Annotated in this window: 11 protein-coding genes; all 11 read right to left on the reverse strand. The window is 32.6% G+C overall.

Annotated features, from left to right (window positions below; all coding sequences use genetic code 11):
• Positions 1 to 22: 22 nt before the first annotated feature.
• Positions 23 to 1,060: a family 16 glycosylhydrolase gene (locus tag JM80_RS08315; protein WP_144709677.1), complete on the reverse strand. Its 1,038-nt coding sequence runs from the start codon at positions 1,058 to 1,060 to the stop codon at positions 23 to 25.
• Positions 1,061 to 1,096: 36 nt separating this feature from the next.
• A complete protein-coding gene (locus tag JM80_RS08320; RefSeq protein ID WP_144709679.1) occupies positions 1,097 to 2,740 on the reverse strand; it encodes a sulfatase-like hydrolase/transferase in 1,644 nt (547 codons plus the stop codon).
• Between the two features lies 1 nt (position 2,741).
• Positions 2,742 to 4,574, reverse strand: coding sequence for an arylsulfatase (locus JM80_RS08325; RefSeq protein WP_013620013.1), 1,833 nt, complete (start codon positions 4,572 to 4,574; stop codon positions 2,742 to 2,744).
• A gap of 2 nt (positions 4,575 to 4,576) precedes the next feature.
• The gene (locus JM80_RS08330; RefSeq protein ID WP_013620012.1) at positions 4,577 to 6,394 is read right to left on the reverse strand and encodes a hypothetical protein; all 1,818 of its coding nucleotides are present in this window, start codon (positions 6,392 to 6,394) and stop codon (positions 4,577 to 4,579) included.
• 4 nt (positions 6,395 to 6,398) lie between these two features.
• The gene (locus tag JM80_RS08335) at positions 6,399 to 7,361 is read right to left on the reverse strand and encodes a hypothetical protein (RefSeq protein WP_089118661.1); all 963 of its coding nucleotides are present in this window, start codon (positions 7,359 to 7,361) and stop codon (positions 6,399 to 6,401) included.
• 46 nt (positions 7,362 to 7,407) lie between these two features.
• A complete protein-coding gene (locus JM80_RS08340; RefSeq protein WP_144709681.1) occupies positions 7,408 to 10,281 on the reverse strand; it encodes a sugar-binding domain-containing protein in 2,874 nt (957 codons plus the stop codon).
• A gap of 199 nt (positions 10,282 to 10,480) precedes the next feature.
• On the reverse strand, positions 10,481 to 12,076 hold the full coding sequence (locus tag JM80_RS08345; protein WP_144709683.1) for an arylsulfatase: 1,596 nt from the start codon (positions 12,074 to 12,076) through the stop codon (positions 10,481 to 10,483).
• 24 nt (positions 12,077 to 12,100) lie between these two features.
• On the reverse strand, positions 12,101 to 13,483 hold the full coding sequence (locus JM80_RS08350) for a sulfatase-like hydrolase/transferase (protein WP_144709686.1): 1,383 nt from the start codon (positions 13,481 to 13,483) through the stop codon (positions 12,101 to 12,103).
• A gap of 2 nt (positions 13,484 to 13,485) precedes the next feature.
• The gene (galB, locus tag JM80_RS08355; RefSeq protein ID WP_144709688.1) at positions 13,486 to 15,957 is read right to left on the reverse strand and encodes a beta-galactosidase GalB; all 2,472 of its coding nucleotides are present in this window, start codon (positions 15,955 to 15,957) and stop codon (positions 13,486 to 13,488) included.
• 12 nt (positions 15,958 to 15,969) lie between these two features.
• Positions 15,970 to 17,493, reverse strand: coding sequence for a sulfatase-like hydrolase/transferase (locus tag JM80_RS08360; RefSeq protein WP_255436723.1), 1,524 nt, complete (start codon positions 17,491 to 17,493; stop codon positions 15,970 to 15,972).
• Positions 17,494 to 17,643: 150 nt separating this feature from the next.
• The gene (locus JM80_RS08365; protein ID WP_255436724.1) at positions 17,644 to 21,915 is read right to left on the reverse strand and encodes a two-component regulator propeller domain-containing protein; all 4,272 of its coding nucleotides are present in this window, start codon (positions 21,913 to 21,915) and stop codon (positions 17,644 to 17,646) included.
• Positions 21,916 to 22,077: the final 162 nt, after the last annotated feature.

Raw genomic sequence — 22,077 nt, forward strand, 5'->3', positions numbered from 1 at the left:
AGCTTCTATAATAGTTTAAATTTTATAGCTCTTCAAGCTTCCATACCCTTACCCAATCAAACCTTGTATATCTTTCTTCTAAAGGATTTTCAAATCCCATTTCTTTTGCATTTATTTCCTCAATCCAATCATAAAAATTACTAGACATAATTAAGCGTAGAGCTCCTTTAAAAGGAATTACTGGGGTAACAGATTTTTCTAGGGCACCATCAATATAAAAGTCAATTTTACTACCATCTGCATGCCAATATGCTGCATAAATATGAAATTCATCAGCATTTTTTTTATCAAAATTTGTTTTACCTCCTTTAGTTTGTCTTTCTCCAATATTGTTACAAGGGCTATTGTGTCTGTGCGTGTTGTAATGAAAAATTTTATCCCATTCAGAATTTACCGCCCAGTCATCATTAGTCCATTCATCACCTAATTCTCCTGTAAATATGCCCACACATTCCTGTATATCAATTTCTAGGTTTTCACCATCGTTAAAATTATCGGTACAAGGTTTTGTCTCAGACTTAAGCCAAAAAGCAGCAGACATAGCTGTTTTACTTGCTTTCATACGGGCTTCTATGTAGTAACCAGGCTCGGCTAAAGTTTTTCCGTACACATAAGCTCCACCATATCTACGTTGCGGAGCCTCACTGGTATTGTCTTTAGGAGAATATTTGGGGCTATTAAACTTTTCACCTTCTATTCTTAAAAAACCATTACCTGTACTTACGTTATCTGCTTCAAAAAGTGATCTGCTAGATCCGTACCATCCTCTGTCTTGACCATTCCAAATAAATTTTGGAGTAGGGTTCCATTTGTTTGTGTCTAATTCATCACCATCAAATTCATCAGAAAGTTCTTCTACTTTAACCCATTTTTTTTCAGATGGTTTAGGATCTTCATTTTCTAAAAAAGTAGGTTTAGTGGAGTCTACTTCATTTTCTTCTTCCTGATTTTTAATTTCTTCTTCATTAGTAGTTACATCAGCTTCATCATTATCAGAATTACTACAAGCCAAAATAGAAATCATTAAAAAGATGAATATAATTTTAAATGTTTTAGTCATAATTACCAATGTTTAATAGTGTTTTATTAGTTAATGTTAGTGTTTTGCATTTGGGTAAGCGTCATTTGTATACCTGTAAACTTCAGCCTTTTTTGTGCCTCTAGCGGCAGTTATTTCTATTTTCCACTGTTTTTTAAGGTTGTCTAAAATTGATTTATAAGCTGGCTTGTGAATTAGATTATGTAACTCTGAAGCATCATCTTTTAAATTGTACAATTCTTCATAAACTGGTTGTTCTCCTAGTAAAGGAGCCTCTATATAATTTCTATATACAGCAATACCAGGATCATGCATTTTATACAACATTTCATTTACAGGAATGTTAAATTCTTTTGCATATGCTATTTCTTTAGCTGCAGAAAAATTGTTGTTTTTGTAGTACCTAATGTATTTCCAATTTTTTGTTTGCACAGACTCGCATCTAGGATTTCCAAAATGTGTAGACCATAAATTTTCTGTAAAAACATATTCTCTAACCTCAGTTTTAGAGCCATTAATAAGACTACTTATATTTTTTCCTTGATAGGTATTTGGGATAGATATCCTTGCCATAGCAAGCATAGTAGGGGCAATATCTATAGATTGTACTAAAGCATTACTCTTAATCCCTTTTAGTTTTTTTTTGGCTTTTGGGTTGTACACTATTATGGGTACGTGTGTAGTTTGCTCATAACAAAGAGCTTTGCCGCCAAGACCTTGTTGCCCACTAAAAAGCCCATGGTCTGATGTAAATATTATAATGGTATTTTTATCTAACTTAAGAGCTTTTAATTTTTGTAGTAGGTTGCCAATAAGTCTATCTATACCAGTCATTGCTTGTAGCTCTCTTATGTAACGCTCTTTAATTGTATCGGGTGTATCTACATAATTGTAACCAGTTTGCCTATCTTCTGTATGCAATATACTAGCAGGTAATTTAGGTGTGGTAATGTCTTTTTTTGCAATATAATTATCAGGTAACGGAATAGCTATATCTCTGTATAAGGTTTTGTACATATCATCATCACTATCTTTTAATTTCATAGATTTTGTACCTGCTCCGTGTGGTAAATTAAAGTTTACAGAAAGCATAAAAGGTTTGTCTGTTGGTCTATTTTCTAAAAAGTGTAATGCACCTTTTAGTTTACGTGCATTAGGGTCTAAAAAATCATTTACTGCTTCATTAATAATTTCGGGTTGTGTAAAAGCTATAGCATCATTAAAAATAGCGTGATTGTCTTTTGGGTAAAACCCTAAATGTCCGTGTCCTGCATACCAATAATCAAAGCTTTTTTCCATTAATCCGCTATGGTAACCACCTTTGCCAATAGGAGCGTGGTTTTTGCCAATCCAGCCTGTGTAATACCCATTATTACGCATAACAACAGGATATGAGTTTTGCCAAGCAGCATTAGAAACACTAGTGCCAGAATTAAAATTTACACCGTGTTTACGCTCATACTGACTCAATAAAATGGAAATTCTGCTTGGCGTACATATAGCACTTGTAACGTGTGCATTAGTAAATAATATACCATTATCTGCTAGTTTATCTATATTTGGAGTTTTTACAATTGTATTTCCTGTACAACCAAGCAAATCATAAGATTGGTCATCTGTAAGTATAAATACAATATTTGGTTTATCTTGAGCTTTGCAAAAAGCAGTGCATATTAGAAATACAAAAAGTAATTTTTTCATTTTATAACTTTTTAATGTACACGTAGTAAGCCACGTTCTTTTCTCCTTTATCAGAAATAAAATTTGCATATAATTTAGTTTTACCTGCTTTTAAATTGATATTGAAGTTTGCTGATAAATCATTCTCTTTTACATCAATTTCTGAAACTATTTGATGCTTAAACTGTATAGAAGCTCTACTATAATTTAAGCTTTTCCCCTCAGGAATATCTTTTTCTAAACCTACCAGTTCTGAAGTTGTTATTGCTGGGGTAGTAGAGTTAATAGGTAAGTTAGACTCTATAGGATACCTCCTTAAAGCAACTTGGTAATTACCATCTTCTAAAATATTTACACTCCAGTAACCAGCACCAATTTTACCTTGCCTAATTTGTATTTGGTTCCAGGGTTGCATAGTTTCTTTGCCGTGTATATCATGTGCAGTTAGTGTAATAGGGTTTTCTTTACTAGAACCTATTTTAAAGTAAATTTCTTTATTAAAGTCTTTAGATACTTGTGTCCACCAGTTATTGTAAAAGCTTCTCATTTCTGCTACCTTTTCTTTATTGGTAGCTGCAATATTGTTTCGCTGCCCAACATCTGTGCTAATATCATACAGTTCTTTACCGTTAATTAAACGCCAATTGCCTTGCATTACAGCAGAGCTTTTCCATTTTTCTGGGTTTTGAACACGTTGAGAGTCGGTAATTAAAAGTCTATTGTTTAAAGAGTCTTTTCCGTTTAATACTGCAACCAAACTTTGTCCGTCTATATCTAAATGGTTTTTAGGTAATTTTATGTTGCATAACTCAGCCAATGTTGGTAAAATATCTATTTGTGCAGCAAGTGTATGTATATCTTTAGCGGTATTAATTTTACCATCTTTCCAATGTATAAAAAATGGCACTCTATGTCCGCCGTCATATTGGCTACCTTTGGTTCCACGCATACCTGCGTTGTAGCCCGTAACTTTACCTTTTTTATTATAATAACCAGCAGATGTGCCATTATCTGTCATAAAAATTAAAATGGTATTGTCCGCTATTTTTAGTTCCGTAAGTTTTTTTCTGAGCTTTCCAAAATTGTCATCAATATTAGTAATCATTCCATAAAAACGCTTTTGTGTATCTGCTAAAATGGTATCGTTTAAATCCTTATACAAATTGTAATACGCTTTAGGAACATTGTAAGGACCGTGTGGTGCATTAGGTGCTATGTAACAGAAAAAGGGCTTGTCTTTGCTTTTTTGAATAAAATTTATGGCTTCTGTAAAAAAAACGTCTGTGCAATAGCCATTGTATTTTTCTGGTTTTCCGTTATGAAAATAGGTGTCGTTAAAATAGGTGTTGTTCCAATAATCTGGGGTTTGTTGTACACCACCACCACCGTGCATTACTGTTTCATGAAAACCTTTATCCTGCGGTCTAAACGGATAGTTGTCTCCCAAATGCCATTTGCCAAAGGCAGCTGTAGAGTAGCCTGCTTCTTCAAACATATTACCCAAAGTTTTTTCTTGCTCTCTAAGTAAAGACCAACCACCAACAGTGTGCCAAACACCTGTACTATTTGCGTACCTACCCGTCATTAAAGCGGCGCGGGTAGGAGCGCAAGTAGGACTAACATGAAAATTAGTTAGGTGGTAACTTTCAGAATACAACTTATCTATATTAGGTGTTTTTATAACTGTATTTCCTAGAGCGCCTACATCTCCATAACCTTGGTCATCTGTAATTACTAAAATTACATTTGGTTTGGTATTTTTTTTAGCTATTGTAGTTTGTTTTTTAGACTCACAGCCAACTAATAACGCCAAACATATAACACCTATAAAATAAGTTTTGTAGTGCCTAAACATAATTATTTTTTTAAGTTTTCTGTATTTAAAATAATAGAACTTACATAACCTCCAGAATCAGGAAAAGTTAGCTCTACGGTGTTTACTCCGTTTTTAATATTACTTACAGTTAAAGGTATTGGTATTACACCAAAAAATTGCTCTCTACCGGCTTGGTCATACCCAGCCCAATTGTTAGGTACAGTGACTTTAATACCATTTATTTTAACAATAGGTTTTTTAGATAAATTATGAGCTCTACCAAGTCCCATTTTTAAAGTAGCATTTCCTTTATTAGTAGAAATTACATTGTTAACAGTAAAAGTAATAGGAGCATTAGCTTTTATTTCTTGTAAGCAAGTTTTTGCATAATAGTTGTTTTCTTTTATAACATTAGAAAACGTATAATCTGCTAGGTCATAATCTAAAATAATAGTTTCTCCAGGTTTTAAAGTTAGTTCTTTTACAGCTTTTTCATTGGTAAAAAAAACAAGCTTAGGAATACCATTTTTATTATTGTAAGACCTTTTTATAGTTAAGTTGTTTACCAATTGGTTGCTAGTGTTTAGGTAGTCTATATTAATAGTTTGTGCATCACCAGCTAAATTGTTTAAAGCAACATACCCTTTGTTTTTATTAGCAAATGCGTGTACTTGTATGTCTGGATTGTTAGATGTTGCATAAATACGTTTGCCTTGTACACCTTTCCAAAGCTGCCAAAATTTTCTTAGATGCGTGTATTTGTACGCTCCATTTTTTCCTTTGCGTAGTAATACCCAAGGGTAAGGGTGACCATCTGGGTTTCTACTATCTTTATAAAACCACGTTGCTTTGCCAGTAATAAATGGTACAGCTTTTAGCAACCTGTCTGGTTTGTCTAACAAAGACATTAATATGTTATTGTATGATGTTAAACAAATACCATTTAGTGCAGCAGAATAAGGTTGTCCTTGTAAACCTTTTGCAGTGTAACCATACTCCGATATAAGATGAGGTTTTACAACACCCCATTTTTGGTAACTATAAGACTCAATTAAATCTAAAATAGCTTCAGAATTACTACCAGACCTATAATTAAAGTCGCCTTCTACATTTCTGCCATCATAAATATGGGTAGCAAAAAATTGCATACTTTCTCCAGCGGTATCCATAAAAACCTTCATTCTGGTGTTCCAAATAGCAAAGTTATTTTTGTCATATTCTGGCCAAGCAGCACTATAACCACCAACCATAATATTAGGAATTTCTGCGTGTACTTTATCTGCTACTATTTTATGAAATTCAGACATTTCTGAAATTACTTTAGGAGTCTTATCATAACTATCTACAAAATCTTTTGCGTGTACAAAAGGCTCATTCATAACCTCATAATATTTAGGCATTACAGGGTATGCTTTTTTAATATATGCTACGTTAAAAGTAGCAGCTTTTTCAAAATCCATTCCTAGTTTATAAGCATCTCTAGGGTGGTTTGTAATAATTAAATCTGTTGTTTTTTGTGTAGCAAATAAAGGTGCTTTTTTAAACCTCTGTGCATTTGCTAAGGCTAATTTAGTAGCATTATTTACAGATAAATCTCCTTTTTTATATTTAGAAAAAGGCCCTGGTCCAGCAAATGTTCTTCCAAATTTAATACCTAAATCGTTAAATAAATAATTGGGGTCGTCTGCCAAAGCACCGTCATTGTATGAAGCGTGCATTGCAAAGTATTTTTCTCGGCTTAATTCACTTTTATCTCCAATAAACTTTTGAGTGGTAAAATCTATTTGTACACTATTGTTCTGAGAAAAACAGAATGAGCAAAGTGTAATACTTATAAGCGTTAAAATTTTATTTTTCATATGTTTAAAATTTTGCAAATTTGTAATAATTATTGTCGCTTGTAATAGCAAAATATCCACCTTTAGGCAAGTTGTTAAGAGCTACAGACTTGCTATCTTTTACCTCTAAAACCGTTTCTCCTTTTAATGTTATTATTTTTATGTATTTAAATGCAGTTGCACTTGGTAAGGTTAAAACTTTAGCTGTTTTGTTTAAAGATACCTGAATGCTTTTATCATTAATCTCTACTATGGTAAGTTGTTTTTGAGGTTTGGTAATTTTTAGACCAGATATTTCTTTACTTACATACGTTTTATTACTAAAATCTTCTTGACTACCAAAAGAAACAGAGTACTTGTAATTTTTTCCCTCTAAAGGTGTATTGTAATTTATAGTTAACTGTTTATCTCCCTTACCAGCAGATACCTTTATACGGTCTGATGATGCTAACCATTTACCACCCTCCCAAATTGCAGCTTGTATAAATATTGGTTCTTTTGTAATGTAACTTACTGGCACATTGTATTTTGGGTTACTAGCAATATTAGTAGCCAAAAGTGGAGAAAACGTTACATTGTTAGAAAATGAAACAGCTTGTTTAACCATTTCTATGTTACTAATAACCTGCCCTGTACGTGTAGTTTTCCAATTGCCATTTACATCTCTTAAACTTAAAACAAGTTTATAGCCTTTGCCGTTAGTTGGTTTTTTATTAGTGGTAATAGTTAACTTTTTTATACCCTGACCTTTTTTTACTTTCACCTTGCTGCCAGCATAAAATTTAGTGGGTCCACCACTAAGTTCAACACTTAAATCACTATCAGTTAAAGCAACATAACCAATAGTAAACTCATATGTTGTATTAGCTTGCAAAGTAGTATTTGGTTCTTTAATAAAAATTACTTTTTCATTTTGCTCTTGTGCTGTTATGCTAGTAAAACATAGTAAAAACAGCCAAAACAAGTGTTTTTTTAGTGTTATTTTCATTGTTTTTTGGTTTATTGGTTGGTTAATTAGGTGTTGGTAAAATGCATTATTTTACTTGTTTTAATACAAAGCCGTTTAGCCACATATCACCTACATTGTTTAAATTTTTAAAGTTGATGGTTATTGTACTTTTACCGTCTGCAGAAAACTTAGATGTTATAGATAAAGGTTTACGTTCTCCTGTATTATCATTCTGGTAATAATCTACTATATGATCATCAGATTTTCTTGAAAAAGCACCATTAACATCTACAACTTGTACTTCAATTTCGTTGGTCATTTTAACGTTGCCTCTTCTGGTATGGTGAAATGTTTCTATTTCATAATTACCTGCTTTTAAATTATTTATGCTAAGACTTAAATTTCCTTTTTCAGAATATAAACCATCTGTACCTACAAAGCTTAAATCTCCTAACATTGCGGTATCTCCTAACCATTTAATGTTGTCTGTAGCACTAACTGCTATAGTAGCATTAAAATCCTTTAAGTTGTAAGTTAAGTTGGCATTGCTGTTACCGGTCCATTCTTCCCAATCAAATTGTACCAATTGTTTGTTGCCTCCAATGTCTACACTGGTTACAGGAAAATCGTAAATAGGAGTAGCATTATTTACAATTTCATTTGTATTATAGGCTGATGTTGTAATACTTGTTTTAGCAGATTTTAAGCCTTTAGCTTTAGCTGTAATTGTAATTTTACCTGGAGTATTTTTTCCTTTTATGTAAATTGATGCAACACCGTTAAAAGAGCGTGCAGGGTTAGCATCTATTTTACCATTGTCTATTAATTCTCCTGCACCAGATACAAAAAACTCTACGCGTTGCTTTGTGTTAGTAACTACCTCGCCATTTTTATCTAAAATAGATGCGTGTACCAGTCTTATATCAGATCCGCCTGCATAAAAAGGTTGGTTTGTAATATTTAAATCTAGTTTTAAACTATACGGACTCTCTTCTTTATGCCTTGTAAATTCGGTTATTTTTTCTCCATTTGTATAACCTATAGCTTTTAAAGTACCATTTGTCCAGTTAAATTTAAATGTAAATGAAGGGTGGTTTAGGTTTAGTTTGGTTAGACTATTATCTGGAACTTGCCTTGCAATAAGTTTACCATTGTGATAAAGCGCTACCTCTTGGCAATTACTAAAAACTCTAACTTTTCCGTTTTTAGAAGCCGTTTCATCTGCAATATGTACCATTGGTTTTTTTACCAATTCAGATTGATACCAGTAGTACACCGGTTTTGGTACTCTAAAAGCAGATAATACTCCGTATGTAGTCATAAAATCTCTTTTCCATTGCTCGTCATTTACATCTGGTTGTAAATGATTGTAATCTGCACCCAACCAAGTTATGGCTGCAAAATTGTTTTTATTGCCTTTGTACCTAGAAATATGAAACTGATTTACCTCGGAATCTGGCGTACTACCGTGCTCCATAACCATAGTAAAAGCACTCTCAGGAAATTCTGTTCTACGGTAATCCATAGTTGCGTGTACATCTGTAACACCTTCATTTTTTACTCCGTTCCACGGACTAGATGCAGATGCTGTTAGCCTAAACGGATCTTCTTCTTTAGCAACAGTTTGCATTCTTGGCACTGGACCTCTGTGGTTTATTCCTGCACCCCAAACAATAATAGAAGGGTGGTTTCTGTGGTTACGTATCATAGTTCTTGTAGCAGCTTCTAAATTAGAAAACCAAGCATCATCACCCCATAAAATCCAAGTACTAGGTTCCTCATAAACCAAAATACCTAACTCATCACAAGCTTGTAAAAAAGCATCATCTTGTGTATAATGTGATGTTCTAATAATGTTCATCCCCGCTTTTTTATATTGTAGTGCTTCATTGTAATGAAAAGAATTAGGAACGGCATCACCTACATTTGGGTAGTTTTGATGACGGTTAGCACCAACTAAAAATAACGGCTCGCCATTTAAAACAAACCCTTTACCTTTTTCTAGGCTAAATTTTCTAAAACCAAATTTGTTCTCTACAAAATCTACCGCATTATTTTCATCATAAATAACAGAGTTAGCTCTGTACAAATAGGGAGAATCTGGAGACCATAAATGGTAATTGTCTTCTATAGTTGCAGATTGTCTAAAAGTATATACAGCATTAGGCGCTATTGTTTTGGTAGAAGTAATTTTTTTTACAACCACACCATCTTTATTAACAATCTTGGTAATAATCTTGGTGTTTTTGGCTGTATCGTTTTCGTTTTTTACGGTAGTTTTTATGGTAGCCGTTCCGTTATGCTTGTTTACTGTTGGTGTGGTAATATGTACGCCAGCATTAAAATCTTCCCAGTTGTAGTTAACGTGTAACTTATTGGTTGTTACCAAATAAACATCTCTATACAAGCCACCAAACTTTACATAATCTGTTCTGTGTGGGTCAGGAGCTATTACCTGACTAAAACTATTATCTGCCTTAACAGCAATAGTATTTTCTTTGCCCAAGTTTACAAAGTCAGTAATATCAAAATAAAAAGGAACATAACCATTTACAGCATAGTTGCCAACTTTTTTACCATTTACCCAAAGCTCTGTAGCATTGTGTATGGCTTCAAACTCTAAAAATATTTTTCCTGTAGCATTGGCATCAATAGTAAGTTTTTTTCGATACCAACTAATGTCACGCAAATACTTTTCTTGTACCCAAGTTTCTTTTACGCTATCTAACTCATAAGATACCAATTGTGGTGTATGGGGTACAGAAACGTTTTCCCAATTGTTGTCATCAAAGTCAATAGCAGTTGGTGCGTTTGGTAAATCTCCTAAATGAAATTTCCAGTTAAAATTTAAGTTTGTTTTGGTTCTGTCACCAGCTGTAAATCCTTCTGGTAAATTATTACTTTGTGCATAAGAAATTGCAGTAATAAATAAGCTTAAGAGTGCTAATTTTATTTTCATTGTAAAGTGTTTGGTTTATGAGAAATTAAAATTATTTATTCTTAGCTCAATAGGTAATTAGATATGTATTGAAAAATAGAACATATGGTTTATTGCACATTTTAAAGACATTGTTAACATTAAAAAGTAATGTATTAGTATAAAAAAAAGCCTTGAAAAATAGTTTTCAAGGCCTTTTAGTTGTTTAGGGTAACTAAATTTATTTAAGTTCTAATTCTCCAGTTTCTTCAGTAGTTTCACCTCTTAATTGTGTATATATAGAAACAAGTTCAGATAGTTTTTTAGCATTTGTATCTGCCAAGTTGTTTTGTTGCTGTTTATCTTCTTTTAAGTTATAAAGTTGATACTCATTAGCTATACCCAATTCTATATTTACTTGTGTATTTATAGCTTTACCTTTATAGGGCGGAATTAAAGCCCAGTCACCACTCCTTAATGCCGTTTTTTTGTTGGCTTCTAAAATTAAATGCTTTCTTCCGTTGTTAGACTTTCCTAAAAATGCATCTAATAATTGCTCGCTATCATTAGTAGTTGTATTACTACCTGTAAGTTTAGCAAGCGAACTAAGTAAATCTAATTGGCAAACCAAAGCATTAGATACAGCAGGCTTTATTTTTCCTTTCCAATAAGTTATAAATGGTACACGCGTACCAGCATCAAACAAACTGTATTTGCCACCTCTTAAACCACCTGTAGGTGTATGTTTTCCTAATTTTTCTACAGCATCATCAAAATAACCATCATTTAAAACAGGACCATTATCACTGGTAAATACAATTAAAGTATTTTCTAATAGTTTTTCTTCTTCTAATGTTTTTATAAACTCGCCAATTATCCAATCTGCTTCTAAAATTACATCACCTCTAGGACCCATTCCAGATTTGCCTACAAAGCGTGGGTGTGGTGTACGGGGTACGTGTGGCTGTTGTAGAGCGTAGTATAAAAAGAAAGGCTCATTTTTATGCTCTGTAACATATGACTTAGCTTCTTTTAAAAAATGATCTGCCATATCTACATCACTCCATTTGGCAGTTTCACCACCTTTCATAAAACCAATTCTAGGAATACCATTTACAATGCTATTATTATGTCCATGATGCCATTTCATACTTAACAATTCCGGATTGTTTTTGCCTGTTGGTTGGTTGTCATAATTTTTAGAATAATCTACTTCTATAGGATCTTTTGGGTCTAAACCATCTACGTGTCCGTTTTTTATATAAACTGTTGGTACACGATCTTGTGTTGCTGCCATAATGTAAGAGTAATCAAAACCAACTTCATTAGGACCAGGAGAAACACGTTCATTCCAATTCACATTTCCTTGTCCAAGTCCTAAATGCCATTTACCAACAACACCAGTAGCGTATCCTTGTTTTTTAAGCATTTTAGGAATGGTAGTTTGCTCTGTATTAATTATAAGTGGTGCAGTACCAGGTAAAATTGCCGCATCTTTATTACGCCAAGGGTACACACCAGTTAGTAAGCCATATCTACTAGGCGTACAGGTTGCAGATGTTGCATAACCATTGGTAAACCTAACGCCTTCATTTGCAAGTTTGTCTATATTAGGAGTAGTTATTTCTGTAGCACCATTAGCACTAATATCTCCGTAACCTAAATCGTCCATATAAATAACAACAATATTTGGTTTGGCGGTTTCCATTGTTGTTTTATTTTTAGCAGAATTGTCTGCCTCTTTTTTAGTTTCTTTACAGCTGCTTATAAAAATACTAGTTGCAATTGCCAGCGAAACGTAAATATATCTTTTTTTGTTTTTAAGTAAATGTATCATTGAATTGGTTTTGTGGCTAAAATATTACTTTTTTAATGATTTTTCTCGTGTTTTTCTCCATCTTTTATCCTCTTTAACTACATTTTCTGCGTGCGGATCTAACCAACCAGGAGTCTTGTTTTTTACATCCCAGTTGGCATAAGACTTTTCTAAATCTATACATATTTCTGGGTGTTGGGCAGCAATATCATATCGTTCTAAGTTATCTTCTTCAATATTAAAAAGTAAGGTTTTATTTTTATAGGCACTTTTATACAATTTGTACTTGTCTTTTCTAACAGCATATTCAAAATTACCAGAAGATCTCCAAAATAGGGTCTTGTGCGGTGTACCTTTATTTTTATTCAGTAAATAAGGCATTAAATCTACACCATCTAATTGTTTTTCTATAGCAGCATTACCACCAGCAGCATTTAAAAGTGTAGGAAATAAATCTAATGATGATATAGGTTTTGTATACTTACTATCTTCTTTTATTTTGCTTGGCCATGAGATAAAAAAAGGTACTTTTATTCCGCCTTCAAATAACATTCCTTTGTGTCCTCTGTAAGGTCTGTTATCTGCGTGTTGTATTCTTCCGCCATTATCACTTAAAAAAACTAAAATAGTATTGTCTTTAATACCATTAGCAACAAGAGTAGAATCTATTTTACCAATATTAGCATCTACAGCATTTACCATAGCAGCATAAACACTTCTGCCAGCATACTCTATATGTTTGGTTTGCTCTATATATTTTTTTGTAGCGTGGTCTGGTGCGTGTGGTGCGTTATAGGCCAAGTAAATAAAAAATGGGTTTTTATCTTTTTTGTTGATAAAATTGATAGCTTCATTGGTAAAATCATCAGTTAAGTAGGTTAGTTCTTCCTCTGCAACTGGCTTTGTGTTGCGGTAAATAGTCTGAATTTTGCTTGTTGCTTTTCCCCAATAGTTCATACTTCCGCCAGGAAAACCAAACCAATGGTCAAAACCTTGTGCAGGTGGGTGCAGATTAGGATGATCTCCTATATGCCATTTGCCAATTGCACTTGTTCTGTATCCTTGTTCTTTTAATGCTTCAGATATTAGTTTTTCTGATAAAGGTGTACCAATTGTGGCATCATTTTCTCCTTCATAAGGCATATTACAGTCGTGCCCAAAACGCGCCTGATACCTTCCGGTAAGTAATCCAGCCCTAGACGGACTGCAATAAGGGTGAGAAACATATCCGTTAGAAAAAATTACACCTTCAAAAGCTATTTTATCTAAATTTGGTGTAGGAATATCTGTAGCACCATTAAAACCAACATCTGCCCAACCTTGGTCATCTGTTAATACCACAATAATATTGGGTTGTTTTTGTGCAGTTATTAGTTGCGCAAAATAAAAAAAACAAAAAGCAAGTATTAAATTTTTAAGGCTACTCATTCCTATTTAGTTTTTATAGTTATTGTGGCAGAGGTAAGGTTATCTGCAGTAGCTGTTAGAGTTATTTTACCAGGATTTTCTGTAGCTTTTAAAATGGCTAAACTTTTACCGTAAAACGATGTAATATAATTTGCCTGAAAAGACTCTAATGAGGCAGAGTTGCCATTGCCAACAGCTTCTAAATTACCATTACCAGATACTTTAAAATTAATTAGATGATTTGCTTTAGGACATAAGTTACCGTCTTTGTCTTCAACCCTAACTGTAATAAATGATAAATCTTCTCCACTAGCATTAATAGTAGTTCTGTCTGCTATTAATTTTATTTTATAAGATTTGCCTGCTGTTTTAATTTCTTTAGTAGCTACAGGTTTTCCATTTTTATACCCAACAACTTTTAAGCTTCCAGGTTGGTAAGGTACATTCCATGAAAGTCTGTATTTAGAGTCAATAGTGCCACCTTTAAAACCATTGTATTCTGCAAAAATGGTAGTAGTATCTTTTCCTTTTATTTTTTTGCCATAAGATTTACCGTTTACAAAAAGTTCTACTTCATCACAATTTGTATACGAGTATACAGGTATGTTTTGGCCTTCTTTACCTTCCCAATTCCAATGTGGTAATACGTGTACCATTGGCTCTGTGGTCCATTGGCTTTGGTACAAATAAAACCTGTCTTTAGGAAAACCTACTAAATCTACAGGTGCAAAATATGATGCGTGGGATGGCCAATCATCATTCCAATATCCGTTAGTAGAGTTGTCTCTTCCCCCATAAGGAGTAGGTTCTCCTAAATAATCAAAACCAGTCCAAATAAATTCTCCCAACGAATGTGGATTTTGTTTTTGTGCTTCAAATTCTACTTCTGGAGGGTATGTCCATGACGGACCAATATTTACATCATAACTAGAAACCTGATTAGTTTCTTTACTAACTCTTTCTTTTAATGGAAACTCATAGTAACCTCTAGTACTTGTTTGTGAAGATGTTTCTGATCCATAAAAAATCATATCAGGGTTTTGTTCTCTAATTTCTGCATAATAAGCAGGTTTGTAGTTTACACCAACAACATCTATTTGGTAGGCTAATTTGTTTTTAAATGAAGCAGGGTAATAGTTAAAACCAGCAGTTGTAGGTCTGGTATTGTCTTCATTATGACAAATGTCATTTAACATTTTAGCTATTTTCCAGCCATCTTTTTTACCTTGTTCTAAAATTTCGTTTCCAATACTCCACATAATTACAGATGGGTGGTTGCGATCTCTTTTTATCATATCTCGCAAATCTTTCTCTGCCCATTTGTCAAAATATTTATGGTAACCATTAGGTACTTTAGCCTCTTTCCATTCATCAAAAGCTTCATCAATAACCACAATGCCAAGTCTATCGCAAACCTGCAGCATTTCTGTAGAAGGTGGGTTGTGACTAGTACGTAGAGCATTTGCACCCATTTGTTGCATTATTTGCATTTGGCGTTCCGTAGCTCTATAATTTACAGCAGCACCCAAAGGGCCAAGATCATGGTGCATACAAACACCATTAAGTTCTACTGCTTTTCCGTTTAAGTAAAAGCCTTCTTTTTTAAACTCAATAGTTCTAATACCAAATTCTGTAGTGTACTCATCTATTGTCTTGTTATCTTTTATAACACGACTAACAGCTGTGTATAAGTTTGGTTTGCCAATATCCCATAAAATAGGGTTAGGAACTGTAATTTTTTGCACCTCTTTTTGTTCAGATGCTTTAGCTAGTTCTATTTTGTTGCTTGAAACAGCAACAGTTGTATTGTTTATGTCTAAAATGGTAGTTTCTAGTACAATGTTTTCAGTTGTATTTAGGGTATTTTTCAGTTTAGTTTCTACGCTAACAACGGCTTTATTACTAGCTACTTTAGGTGTAGTAATGTATGTTCCCCATTGCGGAATATGTATTGGTTCGTTTAACTTTAAACGAACTTTGCGGTAAATACCAGCGCCAGGATACCATCTTTCAGATAAAATTTCTGGAGCCAATTGTACGGCAATAACATTGTTTTCTCCAAATTTTATAAACGGAGTTAAATCGTACTCAAACCCACTGTAACCGTAATGGCGTTCTCCTACAAAATTGCCGTTAATATAAACTTTGGAGTTATCCATAACACCATCAAACTCTATAGAAATTTGTTTGTTTTTGTTTTTAGCGTCTACAGTAAAATGTTTTCTGTACCAGGCAATACCGTCTATAGGTAAACCACCGTTACGTGCATTATTTTTATCACTAAACGGACCTTCTATAGCCCAATCATGTGGTACGTTTACTTTTCTCCAATTGCTATCATCAATAGTTATGGCTTCTGCATTAGGAATACTATCTTTTATAAATAACCAGTTTTTATTAAAATCTTGGTCTGCTAAAACTTCTATTTCCTTTTCTTGACAAGAAGAAAAAAACATCAGAAAAAGTAGTAAAGCAGTTAATTTATATGTTTGCATATGGTTTATTTTTTAGTTTGATTTAAGTTGAGGTTTAGACGTAGAAATATCTAACGGGTCATTCATTGTTTTTTGAAGCTTTTGTAGTTCATTAAATAACTGTAATACCCTGTTTTGCTCTTCCGGTAGGTTAGCAATATTATTCATTTCTTCAGGATCTGTTTGTAGATTAAACAGTAGTACTTTTTTAATTTTAGGGTATACAAGAAGCTTGTAGCCATCTTTTCTAATCATTCTTTGTACATCTAAATACGCACCGTAAATACTTTTGTATTTGCTTTTTGTATTATTTTGTTTTGCTAGCTGTAAAAAGCTATTAAACTCAATGTAATTAGGTTTTTGTATACCTGCAATTTCTAACGAGGTTGCCATAGCATCTTGTAAGTATACATCTGCAGTATTCTTTTTGTTTTTGGGGATATCTGGACCAACAATTATCATTGGAGGTCTAATACTGTGGTCAAATAAATTTTGTTTACCAAGTAAACCGTGTTTTCCCATAGCTAAGCCATGATCTGAGGTAAAAATAATATACGTATTGTTTATTTTTCCAGAGTTTTTTAATGCTGTTAGTATATCTCCTATTTGAGCATCTAAGTGTGTTATACTAGCATAATACTCTTTTATATGAGTTTTTATGGCAAGCTCTGTTCTAGGAAAAGGAGCTAAGGCTTCGTCTCGTAAATTATCACCATTAGCAATATTGTGCCTGTATGGATACTCTGGTAAAAAGCTTTTTGGAATAGTAATGTTATTTACATTGTACATAGCCTGGTAAGCTTTTGGAGCCTGCCTAGGATCATGCGGAGCATTAAAAGCCAAGTACATAAAAAAAGGTTTTTCTTTTTGTTTTGCTGTATTTATAAAGGTTATGGCATCGTCTTTTAAAACTTCACTCCAGTGTTTTCCGCCTTTCCAGTAACCACCTTTAGTAATATCTGTTGGTAACCAAGTAGTATCTGTAGTAGTTTTTGGTCTGTTATAGCCATTAGGCATAATTGTTTTAGAATCTGGATTTTTAGTTTTGTAAAGAGAATCGAACTTTGCAACCATTGTTGCGTGGTCCCAAGCATCTCTTGGCATACCAGGTCTTATGTTGGCAGTATATTTAAATACTTTTGTAGCAGGAGCGTCTACGTGCCATTTACCAGTCATATACGTATCATAACCACTGTTTTCTAATAATTTAGCCCAAGTTTTATCAATAGAATCTTGTTTTTTCCAGTTTTGTTTAAAATTATTAGCTCTCCATACGGTTCTGCCAGAAATAAGCATTGCTCTAGATGCAGCGCAAACTGCACCGCTCCATGACCCCATATTGTACGCGTTGGTAAATGTGGTTCCTTGCTGTACAAGAGCATCCATATTTGGAGTCTTAATTTCAGAATTTCCTAAAGCATTAATGGCAGTATAGGTTTGGTCATCTGTAAAAATAAAAACAATATTAGGTTGTTGTTTTTTTGACTTTGGATTGCTTTTTTTACCACAAGCACTAAGTGTAAGTACTAGTATTAAAATAGCTGTATAAATCTTCATAACTACATATTTTACCATAAAATTATTGTGCGCACTAAAGTTGTACGCACAATAATAAAATTAACTCCTATGTAACAAAGTTGAGATTTGCAGCTTTAAAAGTAGTATACAGATGGTTTTAATAATAAAACATATGTTTTTTATTAAAAGCTATTCCTTATCTGTGGTGTCCTCACTATTAATTCTAATGTATTTGCTAGGTACAACACCAAACTGTTTTTTAAAACATTTAGAAAAATATGATGCCGTATTAAAACCAGTCATATACATAATTTCTTTTACAGATAAATCGCTCTTTTCAAAAAGCTGTACAGCTCTTTTTAATCTAATGTTTCTTATAAATTCACTAGAGGAGAGTCCTGTTAGTTCTTTAATTTTTAAATACAAGTTACTTCTACTCATATTCATTTCTTTAACTAACATTTCTACACTAAACTCTGAGTTCATCATATGCTTTTCTACAATTTCTATGGCGTTTTGTAAAAAAGTTTCATCAGAAGACGTAACTGTAACTTCATTAGGCTGTAGTGTAATTTCTCTATTAAATTTTTTCCTTAATTTTTCTCTGTCATTTAAAATATTAGAGAGTTTAATCTCTAATAATTCTAAGTCAAAAGGTTTTCTAATGTAAGCATCTGCGCCAGTTTTTAGGCCTTCAATTTCTTTTTCTTGAGACGTTTTTGCGGTTAACATTACAACAGGAATATGACTGGTTTCTTGTGTAGATTTTATTTGGTTACAAAATTCTATACCATCCATAACAGGCATAACTAAATCTGTTATCACAATATTAGGAATAAACTTTTTGGCAAGTTCTAATCCTTTTTGTCCGTTTTCAGCTTCATAAATATAGTAGCTTTCACCTAGTCCTTTTTTAATAAATGATCTTATATCTGGGTTGTCATCAATAATTAAAAGCATTGGTAATTTAGATCTTGACCGTGTCATATTCTGGTCTATAATATCATCCATAAAGCTTATGGCGTGCGACTCTGCATCTACCTTGCTAATAAATGTATTATCTTCAAAAACCTCATGAAAGTTAAGCTCTTTCTTTTCTTCATAGGTTTCTTTATCTTTTGGTAACCAAACATAAAAAGTAGATCCGTTTTCAGAATCGCTTTTCACTTTAATAATACCTTGGTGTAGTTCTACCAAGTTTTTTGTAAAAGATAAGCCTATGCCTGTACCTTTAGTGTTTACATGAGTTGTTAATCCAATTTCTGTGTAAAAACGTTCAAAAATATGTTGCAATCTGTGTGCAGGAATTCCAGGTCCAGAATCTTTTACTTGTATAACAATATATTTATCTTGGTTTATATTAAGTTCAATATCATCTGGTTTTTTAAAATCTTTACCATTAAAAATATCTAACTTAATTTGCCCATTTTCTGGAGTAAATTTAAATGCATTAGACAATAAGTTATTTATAATTTTTTCTACCGCATCAGGATCAAACCAACTTAAAATAGATTCTTTAGAAACATTAATTTCAAAATTAATATTCTTTTTTCTACTTAAAAACTGAAATGGTTCACCAACATCTTTTAAAAATTCTACAATATTATTTTTACTTAGATTAAGGCTCATTTTTCCGTGATCCATTTTTCTAAAATCTAATAATTGATTTACCAAACGCAATAAGTAATCTGTGTTTTTACGCATTAATACATATTGGTCTTTTGCTTCTTTTGGGCTAATGGTATCTGCCTTTTTCAGTAAAAAATCTAAGGGTCCTTTTATAAGTGTTAATGGAGTTCTAAACTCATGAGAGATGTTGGTAAAAAACTCTAACTTTAATCGGTGTATTTCTTCGTGTTTTTCTTTTTCTAAATGTTCTAACTCTAACTGGTGTTTTTCTGCAGATCTAATTATAGTAAACCTTCTAAAAGCAAGTAGTAGAGCAATTGCAAGTAACACATATAAAGCTTTGGCAATGTTTGTTCTCCACCAAGGTGGCGTAACATCTATTTTTAATTCAATAGGTGTTTCATCCCAAATGTTATCGTTATTAGAGGCTTTAATTTTAAGTACATAAGAGCCAGGTTCTAAGTTGGTATAGGTTGCAAATCTGTTTTTTGATGTTGTGTAAATCCAATCTTTATCAAAACCTTCTAATTTATAGGCATATTTATTTTTTCTGGATGCAGCATAGTGTAAAGCAGCAAACTCAAAAGAAAAACTGTTTTCGCTATATTTTAGCTTAATTTTATTTATAAAATTTATAGACTTGTTTAAAATAACTCTTCCGTTTATTTGTTCACCAATGGCAACAGGTTTATTAAAAATAGAAAAGTTAGTAAGTACCGTTTCTGGCTTAATTTTGTTGCTAATTATTTCTTCAGGAAAAAAAGCAGTAAACCCGTTTACACCACCAAAAAATAATTTTCCTTCCTTGGTTTTTAAAGCTGTAAGTTCACTAAACTCGTTACTTTGTAGCCCATCATTAACATCATAATTCTGAAAAGTTTCAGAGGTAGGGTTAAATTTAGATAATCCGTTGTTGGTAGACATCCATAAATTACCTTGGTTATCATCTAAAATACCTTTAATAACATTGTTAGGTAAACCATCTTTTTCTGTGTAACGTTTAAAACGTATTGTTTTGTCTTTATTTACAATAAGTTTGTTTAACCCGCCACCAAAAGTACCAACCCAAATGGTTCCAGATTTACTCTCAAAAACAGTTAATATGTAATTGTGACTAAGTGTGGTGTCATCTTCAGGATTGTTTTTAAAAGTTTCAAACTTTGGTATTTTAGATCTTTGTTGGTCTGGTGTAAGCCTGCTTAAACCATTACCTGTAGCAAACCATTTATTTTCTTTAGAGTCTTCAAAAATATCTCTAATAATGTTGTTGGGTAGGCCAAACTGCTGGTTGTTATTTTGTCTTAAAATATCTTTAGTAAAACTGGTGCTGTCTTTGTTAATTAACCACCTATGTATACCTCCGTTATAGGTGCCTATCCAAATATTTTTTTCTTTGTCTTGTAAAATAGAAAAAACACTGCCAGATACATCAGGAATTAATTTTAAATCGTTTTCTGATATTTTTTTGTTGTCTGTAACATCAATTTCAAAAAGCCCAGGAGAAAACTCTCCTCCAATAAATATTTTTCTTTTGTTTTTTAAAAAAACTTCTTCAATAGCAAATATTTTGTTGATGTTATTAAAGTGTTTAAATTGATTAAAATCTTTAGTAATGTTATTTTTTTTGATAAAATTTAGTCCGCCACCTTCTGTGCCAATCCATATGTTTTGTTGGCTATCTTCAAAAATAGCACGTACTTTATCATTACTTAAACTATTAGGGTCTAAGCTCTTTTTTATATGAGAAAATTGCTTTCTGTTTGGGTCAAATTTATTTACACCGCCACCATTTGCTCCAGCCCAAATTATACCAGTTTGGTCTATGTATAAAGATTTAATAGCATTTTTAGTAAGACTATTATTAGGGTTTTTGGGATCGTACTTATAAATATTAATTAACTTAGGAGTAGCATTTTCTGTACTAGAAAATTCTAATAAACCATTATCTGTACCAGCCCATATTTTGTTATTGTCTATAGAAATTGCATTGTAAGAACCCTCATATAAAAACTCTATTTGATTGGTTTCTTTAGTTGGCATATACCTATACAAACCATTACTAGTGCCCAAAATTAAATTACCAAAACTATCCTCTTTAATAACTTTTACATTACAATTTGGTAAGTCAATTAAGTGGTTAACAGATTGAAAATAAATAGTACCATCATTATCTCTAGATAGTTTAGATAAGCCGTTGGTACCACCAATCCATACTTGGTGTTTACTGTCTTCAAAAAAAGAACTTACATTATTAGTACTTTTTATTGGTACAGAGCTGTTTTGGTATAAATTGTAGTGGGTAAACTTTAAAGAATCTGTAGGCTTACTTAAGTCTGCCATACTAATGCCTTTTACTGTGCCAACCCATAATCTATTGCTACTATCTCTAAAAAGTACAGTTATATAATTACTTTTTAAACTACTATTGTCTTTAGGGTTGTGTTTGTAGGTTGTAAATTCTTCGGTTTCTCTATTAAAATAATTTAATCCGCCACCTGTAGTGCCAACCCATAAGTTGCCTTTATCATCATCAATAATTTTCCAAATTAAATTGCTGCTAATGCTTTTTTCGTTTTTTGCATCAGGTTTAAAAATGGTAAAGTTGTAGCCATCATATCTATTTAACCCATCATGGGTTCCTAACCACATAAACCTATCATTGTCCTGAAAAATTACATTAACATCACTTTGCGATAAACCATTTTCTGTAGTTAAGTGCTCAAACTTTAAAGAGTTTTGAGCATATGTTGTAGTACTAAATAATAGAAATATGCTAACTGTTAGTAGCATTATTCTTGGGTAAGTATAAAGATTAGTAAGGTTATAGGTCATACTAACAAATATATCAAAATAGAACATACAATAGGTCATATGGTTTTTTGTATTTGTTAGGTGTAAAAACAAAGTAATTGTATTAAGGTGTTGGTTATTAGTTAATTGGTGTTTGTAGGTAAAAGTTTTAATGGCTTGCTAAATAACATATGTTCTAGATTT

Origin of the sequence: Cellulophaga sp. RHA_52, assembly GCF_007827205.1 — a bacterium.
Taxonomy (GTDB): domain Bacteria; phylum Bacteroidota; class Bacteroidia; order Flavobacteriales; family Flavobacteriaceae; genus Cellulophaga; species Cellulophaga lytica.